This is a genomic window from Dactylosporangium sp. CA-139114 (assembly GCF_050955725.1).
Taxonomy (GTDB): domain Bacteria; phylum Actinomycetota; class Actinomycetes; order Mycobacteriales; family Micromonosporaceae; genus Dactylosporangium.
In genome coordinates, this window is record NZ_CP192080.1 from 8,796,989 (window position 1) to 8,814,368 (window position 17,380).

Below are 17,380 nucleotides of genomic sequence, written 5' to 3' on the forward strand. Positions count from 1 at the left end.
CACGTCCAGCCCCGGAATCGTGCACCTCTTCGCACTCCCCGACCCGGTGCACTGGCGGCGCGCCAGCGCACGCCAGTGGCCGCGCAGCGGCCATGGGGGGTGCGGGGTGGGAACCCCCCGCCGCGCCGAAGGCGCAGAACACAGAGGTGCCGAAGGCGCAGCAACACAGACGTGCCGAAGGCGCAGAAACACTGCAGACTGGCCGGGTGCCGAACACGAATCCGACCGGTGTGGTGATGCCGAGCGTCGGCGGGAAGGTCAGCTCCTCCGCGCTCGGGCGGGCCGTGGTCGCCGATGCGCTGCGTGGGGTCGATCCCGTCGGGGCGCGCGGGGCCGAGGCCTCGACCGACTGGCGGCATGACTACCTGGTGCATTTCCGGCGGCTGGTCGAGGCCGGGCTGCCGTCCCGCGAGGCCGCGCTCACGATCGCGCGGGACGGGCTTGCGTCTTTGCATGAGCGGATGCGGTACCGCAGCGGGACGGACGGTGCCGAAGCACCACTCTCGGCCGCGTTCGCCGTCGGTGGGGAGCCGCTGCGGACGGTCACCATCGCGGGGCGGGGGAAGGCGGAGCGGGAGCTCGTCGTGCCGTACCGGGGGCGGCTGCTCGCCGGGCGGGAGCTCGACCTGCAGCTCGAGCGGTGGGTCTCGGCCGGGATCATCGAGCCGTCCTGCGCGCGGATCGTGCAGACCGTCGCGGCGAATCCCGGCTGGCTGGCGCTCGAAGGGCACCGCGTCGTCGTGCTCGGGGCCGGGGCCGAGATGGGGCCGCTGCGGGCGCTGCTGCGGTGGGGGGCGGACGTGGTCGCCGTCGACCTGCCCCGGCCGGCGATCTGGGAGCGGCTGCAGGGGCTGGCGCAGCGGTACGCCGGAAATCTCCACGTGCCGGTGACCGGCGAGGACCGGGGCGCCGACCTGCTGCACGATCTCGGGCGGGTGGCCGACTGGATCGAGGGGCTCGACGGGCGGCTCGTGCTCGGCAACTACGTGTACGCCGACGGGGCGCTCAATGTCCGGGTGGCGATGGCCGTCGACGCGCTCACGGTGCGGCTGCGGCAGCGGCGGCCGGATCTCGGGCTGGCGTTCCTGGCCACGCCGACCGACGTGTTCGCGGTCCCGGACGACGCCGTCGACGAGGCGAACCGGCGCTACGCGGAGGCGACCGGCATCGGGCGGTTCCGGCGGCCGTTGCGCGTGCTGAGCGCCGGGCGCCTGCTCACCCGCAACTATCCGCCGGAACTTTATCCGGGCGTCAACGACAGTCTGGTACCGCAGCAGGGTCCGAATTATGCGCTCGCCAAACGGCTGCAGCGCTGGCGGGCGGCCGAGGCAAGGGCCGCGGGGCTGCCGGTGTCGCTGGCCGTCGCGCCCGCCACCCGCACCCGCAGCGTGGTGAAGAACCGGCTCCTCGCGGCGGCGTTCGCCGGGGCGCACCGGTTCGGCATCGAGATCTTCGAGCCCGCGACCAGCAACACGCTCATGGCCGCGCTGCTCGTGCACGATCTCAACGCCGAACGGCCGGCGCACGAGCACCCGTGGCAGGACGAGGCGTTCGCGGCGGCGCACGGCGGCCTGTGGCGCCAGCCGTACTCGGCCCGCAGCGCCCTGGGCATCGCGGTGCTGATGGGCATCGGCGGGGCGCGCGGCTGATGTCAGCGGCCGCGTCAGGGCGCTGGCGGTGCCGTGTCAGCCGCGCTCGCGATGGTGGTCGCACAACACCTTCGGCAAAGGAGCGCCCATCATGACGATCACCCTCTCCGACCAGGACAAGAACACCCTGCGCATCGCCGCGTACGGCGCCGTCACGCTCCTGTCGGCCGCCGGCACCGCCGGTGGCTCGCCGCACAGGATCGCCACCAACGGCAGCATCGCGCTCGGCTCGGCGACGGGCCTGGTCGGGCACGTGCTCGCCGAGTACCCGAAGCACAAGGACCTCAACGGCAAGTCCGTGGCCGAGATCGCCGACCGCGTGCTGCCGGCCCTGACCGCGGCCACGGGCCTGCTCAGGTCGCAGGCCCCGGAGGAGGCCGCGAACTTCCGCGGTACCGTCCTCACCGCGCTCGAGGCCGCCACGCACCACGCGCCGCCGACCCCGGTGATGGCCGACATGATCCGCAAGATCACCGAGGCCCTCGACACCGCCTGACGGCCACGGCCCGCCCGGATCGAACCCGGGCGGGCCGCAGACCCTTACGGCTCGATCGGCACCGGCGTCGTGGTGCGCCGCGTCGGCCACGACGTCGGCAGCATCGTCGGCCACAGCGTGGGCAGCAGCGTCGGCCGGGCGGTCGGAGTGGCGGTCGGAGTGGCGGTCGGGGTCGCCGTCGGCGTCTGCCGCGGCCGCGTGGTCGGCCACGTCGTCGGGTGCGTGGTCGGCCGGTGCGTCGGCTTCGTCGTGGGCCGTGCGGTCGGCCAGGGCCACGGCCCGGGCGTCCACGTCGGCACGGGCAGGCCGATCGGCCCGCCGTTGCCGCTGCCGTCGGCGCACGACAGCCCCTTCACGTTCGTGGCGGCCATCGCGAGGTGGTTGCGCAGCGTGGGCAGCGTGGCCCGGGCGAACGCCCGCAGCTTCGAGTTCTGCCCGTCGGCGGCCTCGCGCTCGAACAGGCCGACGTCGGCGACGTGGTCGGCGTACATCGCGGGGGCATAGGAGCAGTCGAACGCCTTGCCGGACAGCGCCGACCAGATGCCCAGGATGGCCCGCTGCACGCTGTCGGGCTTGTCCGGGGCGCTGAGGCCCAGGTCCTTGGCCAGGGCGGCCAGCTTGTCGGCGGCCTTCGTGTGGTCCGTGACCATGTGCCGGCCGAACGCTGTGACCGCCGAGTCCACGGCCCGGTCGGCGGCGAGCCGCCCGGCCGCGACCTCGTAGGCGCCGCCGTGCCCGGCGGCGTCGACGAACGCGCGATCCATGGACGACAGGTCCCTGGCGGCGGCTTCGGCGGGGGCGGGGACCACGGCGGCGGCGAGTACGGCCGCCGCGAGCGTGCAGACCTTGACGCTGAACGGGACGCGCATGACGGCGCCCTCCAATCGTGGGGACTGAACAGTTGCCGCAACTCTCAGTAACCACGCGACTACGGATGTAACGCGTCGCTCGGTTGCAAACTCGCCCTTAGAGAAGATTGGCAGTCCCCCAGCCGATGGGTATGGGAGCGTCGAGTGGGCGGCAACCACCCCATCGAACCGGTGGGTCTTTATTCCGGATCCCGCGCTACCGGCCCGTGCGGTACGCCCTGGAGTTCGGTCGCCGTGAAAAGTGATCGTCTGCCACAAAATCCCCGACTGAGCGAGTTGGCATGCGCCAGCCGACAGCAATCGGTCAACGTAGCGACAGGCCCGGGGCGTAAAACAAGAGAATGCCGATGCGACGGTGAGGACAACATCGCAGTGCGGGATGCCGACGACTTCGCCCTTGCGTCCGGGCAGCGAGCACGACGCGGAGGATCTGCTGCGGTCGTGGCGGCGGCCGCCGCTGCGCTCGCCGTCGGCGGTGGTGCAACGATGCTGGGCGTCCGGCCTTTCACTTCGAAGCCGACGATCGACAGCCGGGTGGCCGCGCCGCCGACAGCCTGGCCGGTGCGCGGCGATCTGGCCGCTGACGTCAACGTCTTGCCGGCGGTGGTCCGGGCGTGGAGCGCCGATAACCAGTCGATCAAGGTGCTGTACGCCGGCCGGAACTTCGCCGGGAAAGGCCCGGAACCGGTCGTCGTCGTGGCCGCAGCCCGGGATCCGCGCGGCCAGATCCGAATCGGCTGGTTCACTGCCTTCGACGCCCCATTCGACGCCGCGACGCCGCTCGTCCGACAGGCGGAGACTGCCGGCCCGGCGGAGACGGACGTCCCCGACCTCGGTGTGGTCGTCCGCGTGTCCGACGCCTGGGTGGCCCTCGACTTGGCGGCGCCGGGCTACACGGTCTTGGTCCCTTCGGTCCAAGGCCCGGATCTCCCCTATGGCATCACCGACCCTGAGGGCGAATTCGTCCAGCGGATCATCAGCGGCCCCCGGACTCAAGTGACGATCATGCGTGACGGGCGCATAGTCGCCCAGCACGACCTGGGTTAACAGGCGCAACGTCGGTGGCCGTCATCGGACGACAGGGCAGGCCCTGCTACGGCCCTCCAGCGCGCCCTCAGGGCCGCGAAGGCCGGCCGGTTCGACACTCTGCTCGTGTACTGCGTCGACCGCTTCACCCGCCGCCCGTCCGACCTGCTGACGCCCCTCGGTGAGCTGGGCTAGGCCGGCGTCGCGTTCGTGCCCGCCACCGAGCGGTTCGACGCCTCGACGTCGATCGGGCGCATGCGAGATCGCCGAGGCCCGCAGCGGGCGATGAGCCCGTCCGAGTACCACCTCACGAGCCCGCGCCGGATACGGCCGCCACGGCTGCGGCGCACCCCGCCTCGACGCCCTGGCCACCGACCTCTTCAGCGGCGACGACCAGCTCACTCGCGACGCCATCACGAAGGCTCAGGAGCACCATCGCGAGAGCGACGAGGACCGCCGCGCCGAACTCGACGTGGTTCAGACCGCGATCGCGACCAAGACGGCTACGGTCGACCGCCACCTCGCCGCGTTCGAGGCCGGCACCCTCGGCGATTCAACAACCAGCGAAAGGGGAAAAGCACTCAAACAGGAAATGGCGCCGTGAAGGCGCGAAGGGACGAGATCACCGACCTGATCGAGGACGAGCCGACCACATGCCCGAGCCAGCCACCCTGGAGAGCATTCGCGGGGAGTTGCGCCACGTGATCGCCGAGGGGACCTCGGCCGAGCGGAAGGCACTGATCGAGTGTCTCATCGTGGAAGTGTGCATCCCCGAGGACTATCGGGTCGTCCCGTGTTCAGGGTGCCGTTGGGCACCCTGGTTCGCGCACTGCCTCACACGGTGGGGCGAGCGGGACTCGAACCCGCGACCAAGGGATTATGAGTCCCCAGCTCTAACCGGCTGAGCTATCGCCCCGAGCGGAGCAAGCTTACCGAGCCGCGCAAGTGCAATGCCGCCCGGAAACGGGCCGGAACGAGAAAATGGCCCCCGAAGAGGCCGGACTGGCTCCCGCGATAGGACTCGAACCTATAACCTGCCGGTTAACAGCCGGCTGCTCTGCCAATTGAGCTACGCGGGATCGTGCATCCCCCTCCGTTCGAGGGCGACCGGGAAAGAGTACAGCACGACTCGGGGGGTCTTCGCCACCGGGTATCCCTTTCGGGTGCCCCCGGCGGGCAATCCGCGGCAAGATCGATGTGTCGGCACGACGATGGACGGGTATGTCAACACCGGCGGCGCACCAGGCACTGATGACCCGCGCCGTCAGAAGGAGGTCGTCGCCATGCGCGGCAAGCTTTTGTTCCTCGGCGGTCTGGCGGCGGGCTTTGTGCTCGGGGCCCGGGCCGGTCGGGAGAAGTACGAGGAGCTCAAGGCCACTGCTCTGAAGATCAAGGAGAGCCCGACGGTCCAGGAGGCCGCCGGCGTTGTCCAGGAGCAGGCCACCCGGCTCTACAGCGAGAGCAAGACCAAGGTGACCGACAAGCTGGCGAACAGCCGCTTCGCGGAGACCGAGATGGGGCAGCGGCTGCTGCACACGTCCGACTCCCCCGCGATCGAGCGGGATCTCGCGACGAGTGGTGCGCCCACGACTCCGTCGACGGGGACCAGCTACTAGCGGTACACCCGAACGTGTCGAAGGCCGGCCCCCGACGGGAGCCGGCCTTCACCGTCCGGGGGTCAGGACGAGGACGAGAACGCGGCGTCGAACGCGGCCGAGGGGGCGTCGAAGGCGAGGCCGCGCACGAAGCGGATGGCCTCGGGCGCGCCGACGAGCCGGTCCATGCCGGCGTCCTCCCACTCGATCGAGATCGGACCGTCGTACCCGATCGCGTTCAGCGCCCGGAAGCAGTCCTCCCAGGGCACGTCGCCGTGGCCGGTGGAGACGAAGTCCCAGCCGCGGCGCATGTCGGCCCACGGCAGGTGCGAGGCGAGCCGGCCGCGGCGGCCGTCGCCGGTGCGGACCTTCGCGTCCTTGCAGTCGACGTGGTAGATGCGGTCGGCGAAGTCGAAAATGAAGTTCACCGGGTCGAGCTCCTGCCACACGAAGTGCGACGGGTCCCAGTTGAGCCCGAACGCGGGCCGGTTGCCGATGGCTTCGAGCGTCCGCTTGGTGGTCCAGTAGTCGTACGCGATCTCGCTGGGGTGCACCTCGTGCGCGAACTTGACGCCGACCTCGTCGAAGACGTCGAGGATCGGGTTCCAACGATCGGCGAAGTCCTGGTAGCCGGCCTCGATCATCTCCGGCGGGACCGGCGGGAACATGGCCAGCGTGTGCCAGATGGACGAGCCGGTGAAGCCCACGACCACGTCGACACCGAGCTTGCGGGCGGCCCGGGCGGTGTTCTTGATGTCCTCGGCGGCGCGCCGGCGCACGCCCTCGGCCTCGCCGTCGCCCCAGATGCGCGCGGGCAGGATGCCCTGGTGCCGCTGGTCGATCGGGTGGTCGCAGACGGCCTGGCCCACCAGGTGGTTGGAGATGGCCCAGACCTTCAGGTTGTACTTCGCGAGCGTCTCCAGCTTCCGGTCCACGTAGGACTCGTCGGCCAGGGCCTTGTCGACCTCGAAGTGATCACCCCAGCAGGCGATCTCGAGGCCGTCGTAGCCCCACTCGGACGCCAGGCGGCAGACCTCCTCGAACGGGAGATCGGCCCACTGGCCGGTGAAAAGCGTGATTGGACGCGCCATGTTGCTGTCCTTCCGGGCAATGAAGGTTCAGGCGCGAGGGTGACCTGCTGAAAGCTACAACGGAGTCGTGCGGTGGGTTGCGCCCCCACACGGCAATCCTAAAAGACCTGGTAGCAAAGCAAAAGAGACCAGAAGCCTTTTCAGAGCTACCGCGATGTCCGTCGTGGTGCGGACCGTTACTCCCGTGGCCTCACCCTCCGCCGTGGTCACGGTCGTGGCAAACCCGCCCCGACCCCGACCCCGACACCGACACCGACACCGGCGACACGCGACCGAACGACCACGGCGACGAGCGCAAACGCACGCAAACGAGCAGACGACAACGCGCACAGCGCGCACAGCACGAACGCGCGGAAACGACCAGCAGGCAGCACACGCAACGCGCACAGCACGAACGCGCGGAAACGAGCAGACGGCAACGCGCACAGCGCGCACAGCACGAACGCGCGGAAACGAGCAAACGGCAGCGCACACAGCGCGCAGAACACACAGCGCGCAGAGCACGAACGCGCGGAAACGACCAGCAGGCAGCGCACACTGCACGCACAGCACGAACGCGCGGAAACGAGCAAACGGCAGCGCACACAGCGCGCAGAGCACGAACGCGCGGGACGAGCAGAGGGCAACGCACCCCAGGGCGAGCAGCAAGGCACACCCCGCGCACGAGGTTGCCCGCCCGCCCGGACGGCGCGCGCCGGCGAACCGGTCCGGAGTCGGCGTCACCGAACCGGAGGGCCGAACCGCGCACGAACACTGTCCGGGCGGGCGGGTCCCGAAGGAGGGGCCGGTCGGCGTCCGGTCCCTCCCCCGTCAACACGGCCGTCACCCGACGAGCGCGAACTCGTCGGCCACGGCCATCAGCCGATCAGCGCGAACTCGTCAATCACGGCCGCCAGCCGATCAGCGCGAACACGTCGACCACAGCCATCAGCCGATCAGCGCGAACTCGTCGATGTCGAAGAGTGAGCCGCTGCCGCCGTGACACACGACGTACAACACCTGCGAAGCCGAGACCGCGAGCGGCACCGCGGCCTCCCGGAACGTGTCCCACCCGCCCGCGTTCGCCGCGCTCACCGTCCCCAGTAGCGGCCCGGTGGGCGAGCCCGCGCGGAACTCGATCGTGCCGCCGGCGCCCGCCGAGGCGACGCGCACCGTCCCCAGTAGCGGCCCGGTGGGCGAGCCCGCGCGGAACTCGATCGTGCCGCCGGCGCCCGCCGAGGCGACGCGCACCGTCACGCCCCTGGCGGCCGAGAGGGTCGCGGGATACGCGACCCAGTCGCCGTTGTCGATATATTCGGCGGTCCGGCCGCCGGCCGCGGGCGCGTAGGCCGCGATCCGCACGCCGCCGGTGCCGGCGTACGACTCCCCCTGCGTCGCCCCCGAGACCGAGCAGTCCCCGTCCACGCGCCTGGCGGTGTACCGGATCGCGCCGAGCAGCAGCGACGTGAACGCGGGGTCGGTGTAGCTCTCCTCGGTGTGCCCGAACCCGGTGGTGAACGACCGTCCACTGTCGATCGTCTTGCACCAGGTGATCGGGTGGTGGCCGCCCATGGTGCCGCCCGAGTACGACGACTCGTCGAGCGAGGCGAGCACGTGCGCGGTCGCGCGCGGTCGCGCGCGGGTTCGTCCGGTAGTTGTACCACTCGTCCGTGCGCACCCAGGACGCGCCGAGATGCGCGGTCGCCGGGTGCGAGCGGTCCTCGCCGGTGACCGTGGCCGGCTGGATCGCCGGGTGCGACGAGAACCAGGCCCCGACCAGGGTGCCGTTGTACGGCGCGTCGGCCGCCCTGGCGGGGACGGCGATCAGCACGCTCGGCAGGGCGTTCAGGCTGGCCGTAGCGGCGGCGAGCCACGAGCGGATGGTCATGACAGTTCCTCACGATCGCGTCGTTCCGGGTCTGCGCGCGCCGCCGCGCTGTCATGTCGTGTTGTGCAGTTTTCCGGGCCCGGCGCGGTGCCTGGCTGACACCGCGCCGGCGCTCCGGTCTTACTCCCCACCGTGTCCGGTACCCCCGCCCGCGGGGCGCAACCGCGGGCGGGCCCTCGCCACCGGGCCCGGCGAAGCAGATTCAGCCCCGAATGCCCAGCAGATGCTCCATGGCCAGCTGGTCGAGGCGCTCGAACGCCATGCCGCGCGCGGCGACGGCGTCGATGTCGATCTCCTCGGCGCGCAGCTGCGCCAGGGACTCCCCCGGCAGCAGCGTCGGCACCGTCAGCTCGTCGACCCGGGCGGCGGCCAGGGCGGCCGACACCTCGGGGTCGTCGCGGAACGCGCGAACCTTCTCGCGCAGGATCAGGTAGTTGCGCATGCACGCCGCCGCGGTGACCCAGACGCCGTCGACGTCCTCGGTCCGCGGGGGCTTGTAGTCGAAGTGGCGCGGGCCGGCGTAGGCGGTCGGGTAGCCGGAGGAGTTCTCGAGCACGTCGACGGTCCAGAACGCGCCGCGCAGGTTGCCGGCCCCGAAGCGCAGGTCCTGGTCGAAGCGGGGCCCGTGCTGGCCGTTGAGGTCGATGTGGAACAGCTTGCCGTGCCAGAGCGCCTGGGCGATGCCGTGGGCGAAGTTCAGCCCGGCCATCTCCTCGTGGCCGACCTCGGGGTTGAGCCCGACCCGCGACGGCTCGTCGAGCGTCGAGATCAGCGCGAGCGCGTGGCCGATCGTCGGCAGCAGGATGTCGCCGCGCGGCTCGTTCGGCTTGGGCTCGATGGCCAGGCGGATGTCGTACCCGCGCTCGCGGATGTAGGCGCAGATGGCGTTGATGGCCTCGCGGTAGCGGTCCAGGGCGGCCCGCATCTGCTTGCCCGCCCCGGACTCGGCGCCCTCGCGGCCGCCCCACAGCACGTAGGTGGGCGCGCCCAGCTCGGCCGCGAGATCGATGTTGCGCAGGACCTTCTGCAGCGCGTAGCGCCGCACGGCGCGGTCGTTGGCGGTGAACGCGCCGTCCTTGAAGATCGGGTGGCCGAACAGGTTCGTGGTCGCCATGGACACGACCAGCCCGGTGGCGTCGAGTCCCTCGCGGAAGCGCGCCACGATCTTGTCCCGCGCGGCCCCGTCGCTGCCGAACGGGATCAGGTCGTCGTCGTGGAAGCTGACGCCGTACGCCCCCAGCTCCGCCAGCCGGTGCACGGTCTCGACGGGGTCGAGCGCCGGGCGCGACGCCGAGCCGAAGACGTCCTGGGCCTGCCAGCCCACGGTCCACAGCCCGAACGAGAACCGGTCGGCCGGCGTGGGAGCGTACGGATCGCTCATGACGCCACGCTCACCCACGAGGAGTCGGACCGGGCCACCGCGTCGAGCACCAGCTGCACCTGCAGCGCGTCCTCGAACGACGGTGTCGGGTCGGCGCCGGTCGCGATCGCCTCGATGAAGTCGCGCATCTCGTGGGTGAACGAGTGCTCGTACCCGATGATGTGCCCCGGCGGCCACCAGGCCCCCAGGTACGGGTGCTCGCCCTCGGTCACCAGGATGCGCGACCAGCCCTGCTCGGCCGCGGGCCGGGTGGCGTCGAAGAACTCGAGCTCGTTGAGGCGCTCGAGATCGAAGGCGAGGGAGCCGTACTCCCCGTTGACCTCGACCCGCAGCGCGTTCTTGCGCCCGGTGGCGAAGCGGGTCGCCTCGTACGTCGCCACCGCTCCCCCGTCGAGCCGCGCGATGAACAGGGCGGCGTCGTCGACCGTCACCTCGCCCGTGGCCGTGCCCGCCGACGCCGTGAGCCCGCTCGCGGCCTCCGGCAGCGGCCGCTCCTTGATGAACGTCTCGGTCAGCCCGCTCACCCCCGTGATGCGCTGGCCGGTGACGAACTGGGTGAGGTCGATGATGTGCGCGCCGATGTCGCCGAGCGCGCCCGAGCCGGCCTTCTCCCGCTGCAGGCGCCACACCAGCGGGAAGCTCGGGTCCACGATCCAGTCCTGCAGGTACGCGGCGCGGACGTGGCGGATCGCGCCGAGCCGGCCGGCGGCGATCAGGTGGTGCATGAGGCTGACGGCGGGCACGCGGCGGTAGTTGAACCCGCACGCGGAGCGCACGCCCACGGCCCGGGCCTTGGCCGCCGCGGCCACCATCGCCCGGGCCTCCTCGACGGTGTTGGCCAGCGGCTTCTCGCACAGCACGTGCTTGCCCGCCTCGAGCGCGGCGATCGCGATCTCGGCGTGGCTGTCGCCCGGGGTACACACGTCGATGACGTCGATGTCGTCCCGGGCGATCAGCTCACGCCAGTCGGTCACCGCCTCGGCCCAGCCGAGCCTCTGCGCGGCCTCGGCCACGGAGGCCGCGTCGCGCCCGCACACGGCGACCATGCTCGCCCGGGCCGGCAGGTCGAAGACCCGGTTCACCGTGCGCCAAGCCTGCGAGTGGGCGGCCCCCATGAACGCGTAGCCGACCATGCCGACGCGCAGCTCCTGACTGGACACTGGCGGTTCCTCTCTCAAGAACGGTGGTTCAGGACTTGAAGCCGAGCGGCAGGTACTTGTCGACGTTGTCCTTGGTGATCGTCTCGGACTGCAGCACGATCATCTTCGGAACCTGCAGCTCGACCAGGTCGCCCATACCCTTGCCCTGGGCCGCGAGCCGGGCCAGGATGATCGCCGACGAGGCCATCGACGGCGGGTAGGTGACCGTCGCGGTGAGCACGGTGTCGCCGGACTTGATGTGGTCCATCGCGTCGCGGGAGCCCGCGCCGCCGACCAGGAAGAACTCCTTGCGCCCGGCCTGCTGGATCGCGGCGAGCACGCCGACGCCCTGGTCGTCGTCGTGGTTCCACACCGCGTCGAGCTTCGGCGCGGCCTGCAGCAGGTTCGCCGCGGCGGCCTGGCCGGTCTGCACGGTGAAGCCGGCCGCGACCCGGTGCTTGACGCTGAGGCCGTAGCCCTTGAGGGTGTCGGCGAAGCCCTTCGAGCGGTCCTTGGTCAGCTGCAGGTCGTCGATGCCGGGGATCTCGCCGATGACCGCGTCGGTCTTGCCCTTGAGCTTCTCGCCGATGTAGTGCCCGGCGGCCACGCCCATGCCGTAGTTGTCGCCCTTGATGAGGCAGAACGACGCGGCCGCGTCCGAGAACTCGCGGTCGAGGTTGATGACGATGATGCCCGCGTCCATGGCCTTCTTGCCGACCGTGGTGAGCTGGGCGCCGTCCTGGGGCAGCAGGACGATCGCGTCGGGCTTGCTGGCGATGAGGGTCTCCAGCGCGGCGATCTGCGCCGGGGCGTCCTTGCCGGCGTCGACCGCCTTCAGCGTGACGTCGGGGAACTTGGCCGCCTGGGCCTTGGCGTTGGCGGTGATGGCGCCGATCCAGCCGTGGTCGGCCGCCGGGGCGGAGAAGCCGATGGTGACGGGCTTGCCGGGGGCCTCGCTGGCGGCGTTGCCCGCCTTGGTGTTGGTCTGCGGCTCGCTGTCCTTGGTGTCGTTCGAGGTGCAGCCGGCCAGCAGCGCACCGGCGCCGAGGGCGGCCCCGCCGAGCAGGAGCCGGCGGCGGGACATGTCGCTCATCGCGACCTCCAATGTTGGGGGGGGTGTTTGTGGGTGTGGTGATCAGCGCCACCGTCCCGGCGTGGACGGTCGCGTGGTGAGGTGCGGCGTTGGTTACTTGGCGGCGGTGCGCTTCAGGAACGGGAAGGACCCGACCCGGAACTGCTGGACGAGCACGGCGACGACGATGATGCCGCCGTTGATGACGCGCTGGATGTCCAGCGGCAGACCGTTGACGATGAACAGGTTCGTGATCTGGCTGAAGATCAGCACGCCGAGCAGCGAGCCGACGATGGTGCCGCGGCCGCCGGTGAGCAGGGTGCCGCCGATGATCGCGGCGGCGATCGCGCTGAGCTCGTAGCCCTCGCCGTTGGTGTTGCTGCCGGACCAGGTCTGGGAGACCACCATGATGGCGGCGATGCCGCAGCACAGGCCCGACAGGACGTACAGCAGCATCGTCTGCAGCCGCACGTTGATGCCGGCGAGGCGGGAGGCCTCGGGGTTGCCGCCGATGGCGACGGTCCGCCGGCCGAACGTGGTCCGGTTGAGCAGGACCCAGCCGAGCGCGGTCACGATCAGGAAGATGACGACGATGTACGGCACGCCGAGGATCTTGTCGCTGGCGAGGCTCCGGATGAACGGGTCGTTGGTGATCTGGGTGTGCGACTGGGAGATGTTCTGGGCCAGGCCGCGGGCGGAGACCATCATGGCCAGCGTCGCGATGAACGCCACCAGCCGGCCGTAGGCGATCAGGACCCCGTTGACCAGGCCGGCCAGGGTGCCCACGGCCAGCGCCGCGAAGACCATGACGGCCGGCCCGTAGCTCTGGGTGGCCACCGTCGTGCACCACACGCTGGCCAGCGCCAGGATCGCCCCGACGGACAGGTCGATCCCGCCGGCGATGATCACGAAGGTCATGCCGACCGTGATCACGCCGATCGAGGAGGCCTGGCTGAGCACGACGACCTCGTTCTGCCACAGGCCGGACGCGCTCAGGAAGATGTCCGGCCGGGTGATCATGCCGATGATCAGCAGCAGGAGCAGCACGCCGATCAGGGCCAGGTTGCGCTTGGCGTGATCGGAGCCCTCGCGCTGCCAGAAGCCCTGGGCGGTCACGCGCGGCCGGTCGTGGACGTCCACCGGCGGTTCGATGGTGGTGCTCATGCCGACGCCTCCGCAGGCTCCGGCGACGGCCTGAGCCAACCCTGCGTTTCCTGTTTCACGGCCTCTCCGCTTCGCTCCGAACCGCTCATGCCGCGGTCCCTTCGGGGGTGTTGCCCGACAGGTCGGCGCCGTCGAGCAGCGATCCGGCCATGACCAGGTCGAGCACGGTGTCTTCGTCGAGCTCGCCGGCGGGCGCCTCGTGCACGAGCCGGCCCTCGCGCATGACGAGCACGCGGTCGGCGAGGCCGAGGACCTCGGGCACCTCGCTGGAGACGAGCAGCACGCCCACGCCCTCGTCGGCGAGGCGGCGGATGACCTGGTACAGCTCGGCGCGGGCGCCCACGTCGACGCCGCGGGTCGGCTCGTCGAGCAGCAGCAGCCGGGTGCCGCCGAGCAGCCAGCGCCCGACGACGACCTTCTGCTGGTTGCCGCCGGACAGCGTGCGCACCGGGCGGCGCACGTCCGCCGGGCGCAGGTCCAGGCTGTGGGTGATGTCCTCGGCGACGGTGCGCTCGCGGCCGGCGTCGGTGAAGCCGGCCTTGGCGAAGCGGGCGAACCCGGCCAGGGTGACGTTGCGGTAGATCGGCTCGCCCAGCAGCAGCGCCTGGCTCTTGCGCTCCTCCGGCGCCATGCCGATGCCGGCCCGCACGGCGGCGCCGACGTCGCCCCGGCGCACCTTTTTCCCAAGCATTTCCACGGTACCGGTGCTCGGCCGCCGAGCCCCGTAGATGGACTCGAGCACCTCGGAGCGGCCCGAGCCGACGAGCCCCGTGATGCCCACGATCTCGCCGCTGTGCACGTCGAGGGACACGTCGGCGAACCGGCCGGGCAGGGTGAGGTCGCGCACCCGCAGGATCGGCGCCTCGGTGAACGTGCGCGCGGCGGGGCGCGGCGGGAAGACGTACTCGATGGTGCGCCCGGTCATCCGGCTCACCAGCTCGCGGTTCGGCGTGGTCTTGGCGTCGAGGTTCGCGGCGGTGGTGCGCCCGTCCTTGAGCACCGTGACCCGGTCGCCGATCTCGCGGATCTCGTCGAGGCGGTGGGAGATGTAGATGACCGCGATGCCCTGGGCGGTGAGCCCGCGCACGATGCGGAAGAGGTTCTCGACCTCGTCGTGGGCGAGCACGGCGCTCGGCTCGTCCATGATGAGCAGCCGGGCCTCGCGCGACAGCGCCCGGCCCATGCTCACGATCTGCTTCGCGGCGGCGGGCAGCTTGCCGACCTCGCGGGCGGCCGGGATCTCCGGGTGCCCGAGGCGCTCCAGGATCGCGGCCGCGCCGCGGCGCATCGACCGGCGGGTCACGAAGCCGCCGGTGCTGGGCTCGTGGCCGAGGTACATGTTCTCGGCCACGCTGAGCCCGTCGACCAGGTCGAGCTCCTGGTAGATGGTGGCGATGCCGGCCTTCATGGCGGCCTGCGGATTGCCGAACGACACGGGCTCGCCCTGCCAGCGGATCTCGCCGGAGTCCGGGGCGTGCACGCCGGCGAGGACCTTGATGAGGGTCGACTTGCCGGCGCCGTTCTGCCCGAGCAGGCAGTGCACCTCGCCCGCCCGGACCTCGAGCTGGACCCCGTCGAGCGCACGCACGCCGGGGAAGGTCTTCACCACGTCGGTGAGGCGGAGGACTTCGTCGTGCAGGGGTGCCGGTTGGTGTACCGGTGGATCTGTCATGATGGCCGTCCATACGCGAGTTCGCTGGCCAGCACCGCGGCGCCTACGACGCCGGCACGGGGGCCGAGCTCGGACAGGACGACCGGCAGGTTGCCGGTCGCGAGGGGCAGTGAGCGCCGGTAGACGACGCTGCGAATCTCGGCGAGCAGGATGTGCCCGAGCCCGGCCAGGCCGCCGCCGATCACGATCATCGACGGGTTGATGAAGCTGACCAGGCCGGCGAGCACCCCGCCGACGCGCCGTCCGCCGTCGCGGATCAGCCGGATGCAGCTCACGTCGCCCTCGGCCGCGCCGTCGGCGACGTCCTTGGCGGTGACCGAGCCGTTGGCCTCGAGACGGTCCGCGAGCGCCGGCGACGCACCGCTGCGCGCCGCCGCCATGGCGTCCCGCGCGAGCGCGCCGCCGCCGAAGAGCGCCTCCAGGCAGCCGACGTTGCCGCACGAGCACACCGGCCCGTGGCTGTCGACCTGGATGTGGCCGATGTCGCCGGCGCACCCGTCAGTGCCCCGGTATACCTCGCCGTTGAGGTAGATGCCGCACCCGATGCCCGTGCCGACCTTGAGGAACAGCAGGTTGTCCACCGAGTGCGCGACGCCGCCGTAGCGCTCGCCGATGCTCATGATGTTGACGTCGTTGTCGACGACGACCGGGCAGTTGTGCTCGCGCCCGAGCACCTCCCGCACCGGGAACCGGTCCCACCCGGGCATGATCGGCGGCGAGACGGGCACCCCGTCGCGGAAGCTGACCGGCCCGGGCACCCCGATCCCGATGGCGTGGAGGCGCTCGAACGCCCCCTCCGCCCGGAACTTGTGCAGAATCTCGTTGACGCGCTGGAGGATGACCTTGGGGCCCGAGCGGATGTCCGCCGGCTCCCCGTAGGCGGCGATCGGCTCCAGCCGCCCGTCGGTGATCTCGACGTCGATCGAGCTCGCCCCGAGGTCGACCGCGGCGAAGCGCAGCCCGGGGTTGAGCTCGACGAGCGTCGAGCGCCGGCCGCCCCGGCTCGCCGCCGGCCCGGCCTCACGGATGAGCCCGGTGGCGACAAGCGCGTCGAGGTCGGCCAGCAGGCGCGGGCGCGGCACCTCGAGCCGGTCCGCCAGTTCGGCCCGCGAGAGCGCCCCGGTGTCCCGCAGCAGCCTGAGCAGGCGCGACTGGACCGGGTTGTCGATGGCGCTGACCATGTTCATGGGGGGCACCTCCTCGTCAGGTCGCAGTCTCTTCGGTGCACCGCGACATGCGGCTACACCACCACACCGGCAGACCACGGCTGATTGCCGACCCGTGTGGCCCGCGTTACACCCGTGTTGCGACAGGACTCTAGGCGCCTCCACGACCCCCGTCTAGACCTTCTGACGCCCGTTACCAAACTTTTGCTGATTCCAGCGGAAGTTCACCCGACTTCGAAAATAAGCACGTTGCCGCAGCTCGCGAGGCTTCCATGAGCCCATGGCCGCCGGCGGACATCCCCACAAATGGGGCGGGACAATTTCCGCACCAGGAGGTCAGCCACGTTGCGTGCGCGCTCCCACACCCACCGGATCGTGGCCCGGGGCCACCGGATCATGGCCCGGGGCCGCCGGATCGTCAGGTCAGCAGCAGCCGGCCGAGGCGCCGACCCGCCAGCCACACGCCGGCCACCGCCATCGCCGCCAGGTAGGCCGCGTGCCCCACCATCGCCCACGACCACAGCCCCAGGCACAGCCCGCGCACCAGCTCCACCCCGTGGTAGAGCGGCGTGGCCTGCACCAGCACGCGCGCCACGAGCGGGTAGCCCGACGGCGGCGCGAACACCCCGCTGAACAGCAACAGCGCGAACTGCCCCACGTTCACGTAGTCGAAGTCCTGCCACGAGCGCAGCAACGTCGACAGCGCCATCCCGAGCCCGCCGAAGGCGAACCCGACGAGCAGCGCCGCGGGAAAGGCCGCGACCGCCCGGACCGGCGAGGTCAGGCCGAGGGCCACCATTACCGCGAGGAACGCGGCCGAGTAGCACGCGCCCCGCGCCATGGCCCACAGCAGCTCGCCCGAGGCCAGCTGCAGCGGCGTCACCGGCGTGGCCAGCGTCGCGTCGTACAGCTTCATGAACTTCAGCTTCCCGTAGAAGTTCATCACCGTCTCGGCCATCGCGCCCGTCATCGCCGAGGCGGCCAGCGTCGCCGGGGCCACGAACCCGGCATACGACACCAGCCGGCCGTCGCCGAGCGGCACGTCGCCGATGAGCCGCCCGACGCCCACCCCGATCGAGAACAGGTACAGCATCGGCTCCGCGACCCCCGACACGAGCACGAGCCAGTAGGTCACGTGCCGCGCCGCCGACACGTTGCGCAGCATCACCGAGAGCGCCCCCGCGAGCAGCATC

The 17,380-nt window shown here is 71.2% G+C and carries 17 protein-coding genes, 2 tRNA genes and 1 pseudogene; 5 read left to right on the forward strand and 15 right to left on the reverse strand.

From position 1 onward, the window contains the following. Positions 1-206: 206 nt before the first annotated feature. Both ACQP2P_RS39430 and ACQP2P_RS39435 read left to right on the forward strand, forming a co-directional pair. Positions 207-1,649: a hypothetical protein gene (locus ACQP2P_RS39430; protein WP_433609830.1), complete on the forward strand. Its 1,443-nt coding sequence runs from the start codon at positions 207-209 to the stop codon at positions 1,647-1,649. Between the two features lie 91 nt (positions 1,650-1,740). Then, a complete protein-coding gene (locus ACQP2P_RS39435; RefSeq protein WP_433609832.1) occupies positions 1,741-2,145 on the forward strand; it encodes a hypothetical protein in 405 nt (134 codons plus the stop codon). A 44-nt stretch (positions 2,146-2,189) separates the two neighbouring features. On the opposite strand, the gene ACQP2P_RS39440 is transcribed toward ACQP2P_RS39435, so the two are convergent. Next, the gene (locus tag ACQP2P_RS39440; protein ID WP_433609834.1) at positions 2,190-3,014 is read right to left on the reverse strand and encodes a DUF4142 domain-containing protein; all 825 of its coding nucleotides are present in this window, start codon (positions 3,012-3,014) and stop codon (positions 2,190-2,192) included. A 441-nt stretch (positions 3,015-3,455) separates the two neighbouring features. Between ACQP2P_RS39440 and ACQP2P_RS39445 the strand changes: the two genes are divergently transcribed. Together ACQP2P_RS39445 and ACQP2P_RS39450 are read left to right on the forward strand one after the other, a co-directional pair. Next, positions 3,456-4,061 carry a hypothetical protein gene (locus ACQP2P_RS39445; protein ID WP_433609836.1) on the forward strand — a complete coding sequence of 202 codons (606 nt, stop codon included), beginning with the start codon at positions 3,456-3,458 and terminating at the stop codon, positions 4,059-4,061. Between the two features lie 99 nt (positions 4,062-4,160). After that, entirely contained in the window at positions 4,161-4,235 is a 75-nt protein-coding gene (locus ACQP2P_RS39450; protein ID WP_433619451.1) for a hypothetical protein, read from the forward strand. A 112-nt stretch (positions 4,236-4,347) separates the two neighbouring features. Here ACQP2P_RS39450 and ACQP2P_RS39455 read toward each other — a convergent pair whose 3' ends face one another. The 3 genes from ACQP2P_RS39455 to ACQP2P_RS39465 all read right to left on the reverse strand — a co-directional run bounded on the left by ACQP2P_RS39455 (position 4,348) and on the right by ACQP2P_RS39465 (position 5,119). Further along, on the reverse strand, positions 4,348-4,560 hold the full coding sequence (locus tag ACQP2P_RS39455; RefSeq protein WP_433609838.1) for a hypothetical protein: 213 nt from the start codon (positions 4,558-4,560) through the stop codon (positions 4,348-4,350). A 322-nt stretch (positions 4,561-4,882) separates the two neighbouring features. Continuing rightward, positions 4,883-4,956, reverse strand: a tRNA-Ile gene (locus ACQP2P_RS39460). Between the two features lie 87 nt (positions 4,957-5,043). Next, positions 5,044-5,119: transfer RNA gene (locus ACQP2P_RS39465), tRNA-Asn, on the reverse strand. Positions 5,120-5,323: 204 nt separating this feature from the next. Here ACQP2P_RS39465 and ACQP2P_RS39470 point away from each other — a divergent pair. Next, positions 5,324-5,656: a hypothetical protein gene (locus ACQP2P_RS39470; RefSeq protein WP_433079665.1), complete on the forward strand. Its 333-nt coding sequence runs from the start codon at positions 5,324-5,326 to the stop codon at positions 5,654-5,656. 62 nt (positions 5,657-5,718) lie between these two features. On the opposite strand, the gene ACQP2P_RS39475 is transcribed toward ACQP2P_RS39470, so the two are convergent. The 11 genes and pseudogenes from ACQP2P_RS39475 to ACQP2P_RS39525 all read right to left on the reverse strand — a co-directional run bounded on the left by ACQP2P_RS39475 (position 5,719) and on the right by ACQP2P_RS39525 (position 17,379). Next, the gene (locus tag ACQP2P_RS39475; protein ID WP_433609840.1) at positions 5,719-6,726 is read right to left on the reverse strand and encodes a sugar phosphate isomerase/epimerase family protein; all 1,008 of its coding nucleotides are present in this window, start codon (positions 6,724-6,726) and stop codon (positions 5,719-5,721) included. Between the two features lie 206 nt (positions 6,727-6,932). Beyond that, the gene (locus ACQP2P_RS39480) at positions 6,933-7,262 is read right to left on the reverse strand and encodes a hypothetical protein (RefSeq protein WP_433609842.1); all 330 of its coding nucleotides are present in this window, start codon (positions 7,260-7,262) and stop codon (positions 6,933-6,935) included. A 391-nt stretch (positions 7,263-7,653) separates the two neighbouring features. Continuing rightward, positions 7,654-8,319 carry a carbohydrate-binding protein gene (locus tag ACQP2P_RS39485; protein WP_433609844.1) on the reverse strand — a complete coding sequence of 222 codons (666 nt, stop codon included), beginning with the start codon at positions 8,317-8,319 and terminating at the stop codon, positions 7,654-7,656. 79 nt (positions 8,320-8,398) lie between these two features. Further along, positions 8,399-8,593 (reverse strand): annotated as a pseudogene (locus tag ACQP2P_RS39490) (hypothetical protein); the annotation flags it as partial. Between the two features lie 202 nt (positions 8,594-8,795). Next, positions 8,796-9,974, reverse strand: a complete 1,179-nt coding sequence (xylA, locus tag ACQP2P_RS39495; protein WP_433609846.1) for a xylose isomerase — start codon at positions 9,972-9,974, stop codon at positions 8,796-8,798. Further along, positions 9,971-11,107: a Gfo/Idh/MocA family protein gene (locus ACQP2P_RS39500; protein WP_433619453.1), complete on the reverse strand. Its 1,137-nt coding sequence runs from the start codon at positions 11,105-11,107 to the stop codon at positions 9,971-9,973. The genes xylA and ACQP2P_RS39500 overlap by 4 nt, the downstream gene beginning before the upstream one ends. 55 nt (positions 11,108-11,162) lie before the next feature. Then, positions 11,163-12,206 carry a substrate-binding domain-containing protein gene (locus tag ACQP2P_RS39505; RefSeq protein ID WP_433609848.1) on the reverse strand — a complete coding sequence of 348 codons (1,044 nt, stop codon included), beginning with the start codon at positions 12,204-12,206 and terminating at the stop codon, positions 11,163-11,165. A 93-nt stretch (positions 12,207-12,299) separates the two neighbouring features. Beyond that, positions 12,300-13,349, reverse strand: a complete 1,050-nt coding sequence (locus tag ACQP2P_RS39510) for an ABC transporter permease (RefSeq protein WP_433609850.1) — start codon at positions 13,347-13,349, stop codon at positions 12,300-12,302. Positions 13,350-13,434: 85 nt separating this feature from the next. Continuing rightward, entirely contained in the window at positions 13,435-15,021 is a 1,587-nt protein-coding gene (locus ACQP2P_RS39515) for a sugar ABC transporter ATP-binding protein (protein WP_433609852.1), read from the reverse strand. Then, positions 15,018-16,202: an ROK family transcriptional regulator gene (locus ACQP2P_RS39520; RefSeq protein WP_433619455.1), complete on the reverse strand. Its 1,185-nt coding sequence runs from the start codon at positions 16,200-16,202 to the stop codon at positions 15,018-15,020. Before ACQP2P_RS39520 ends, ACQP2P_RS39515 begins: the two co-directional genes overlap by 4 nt. 403 nt (positions 16,203-16,605) lie before the next feature. Continuing rightward, entirely contained in the window at positions 16,606-17,379 is a 774-nt protein-coding gene (locus ACQP2P_RS39525) for an ABC transporter permease (protein WP_433609854.1), read from the reverse strand. Position 17,380 lies beyond the last annotated feature (1 nt).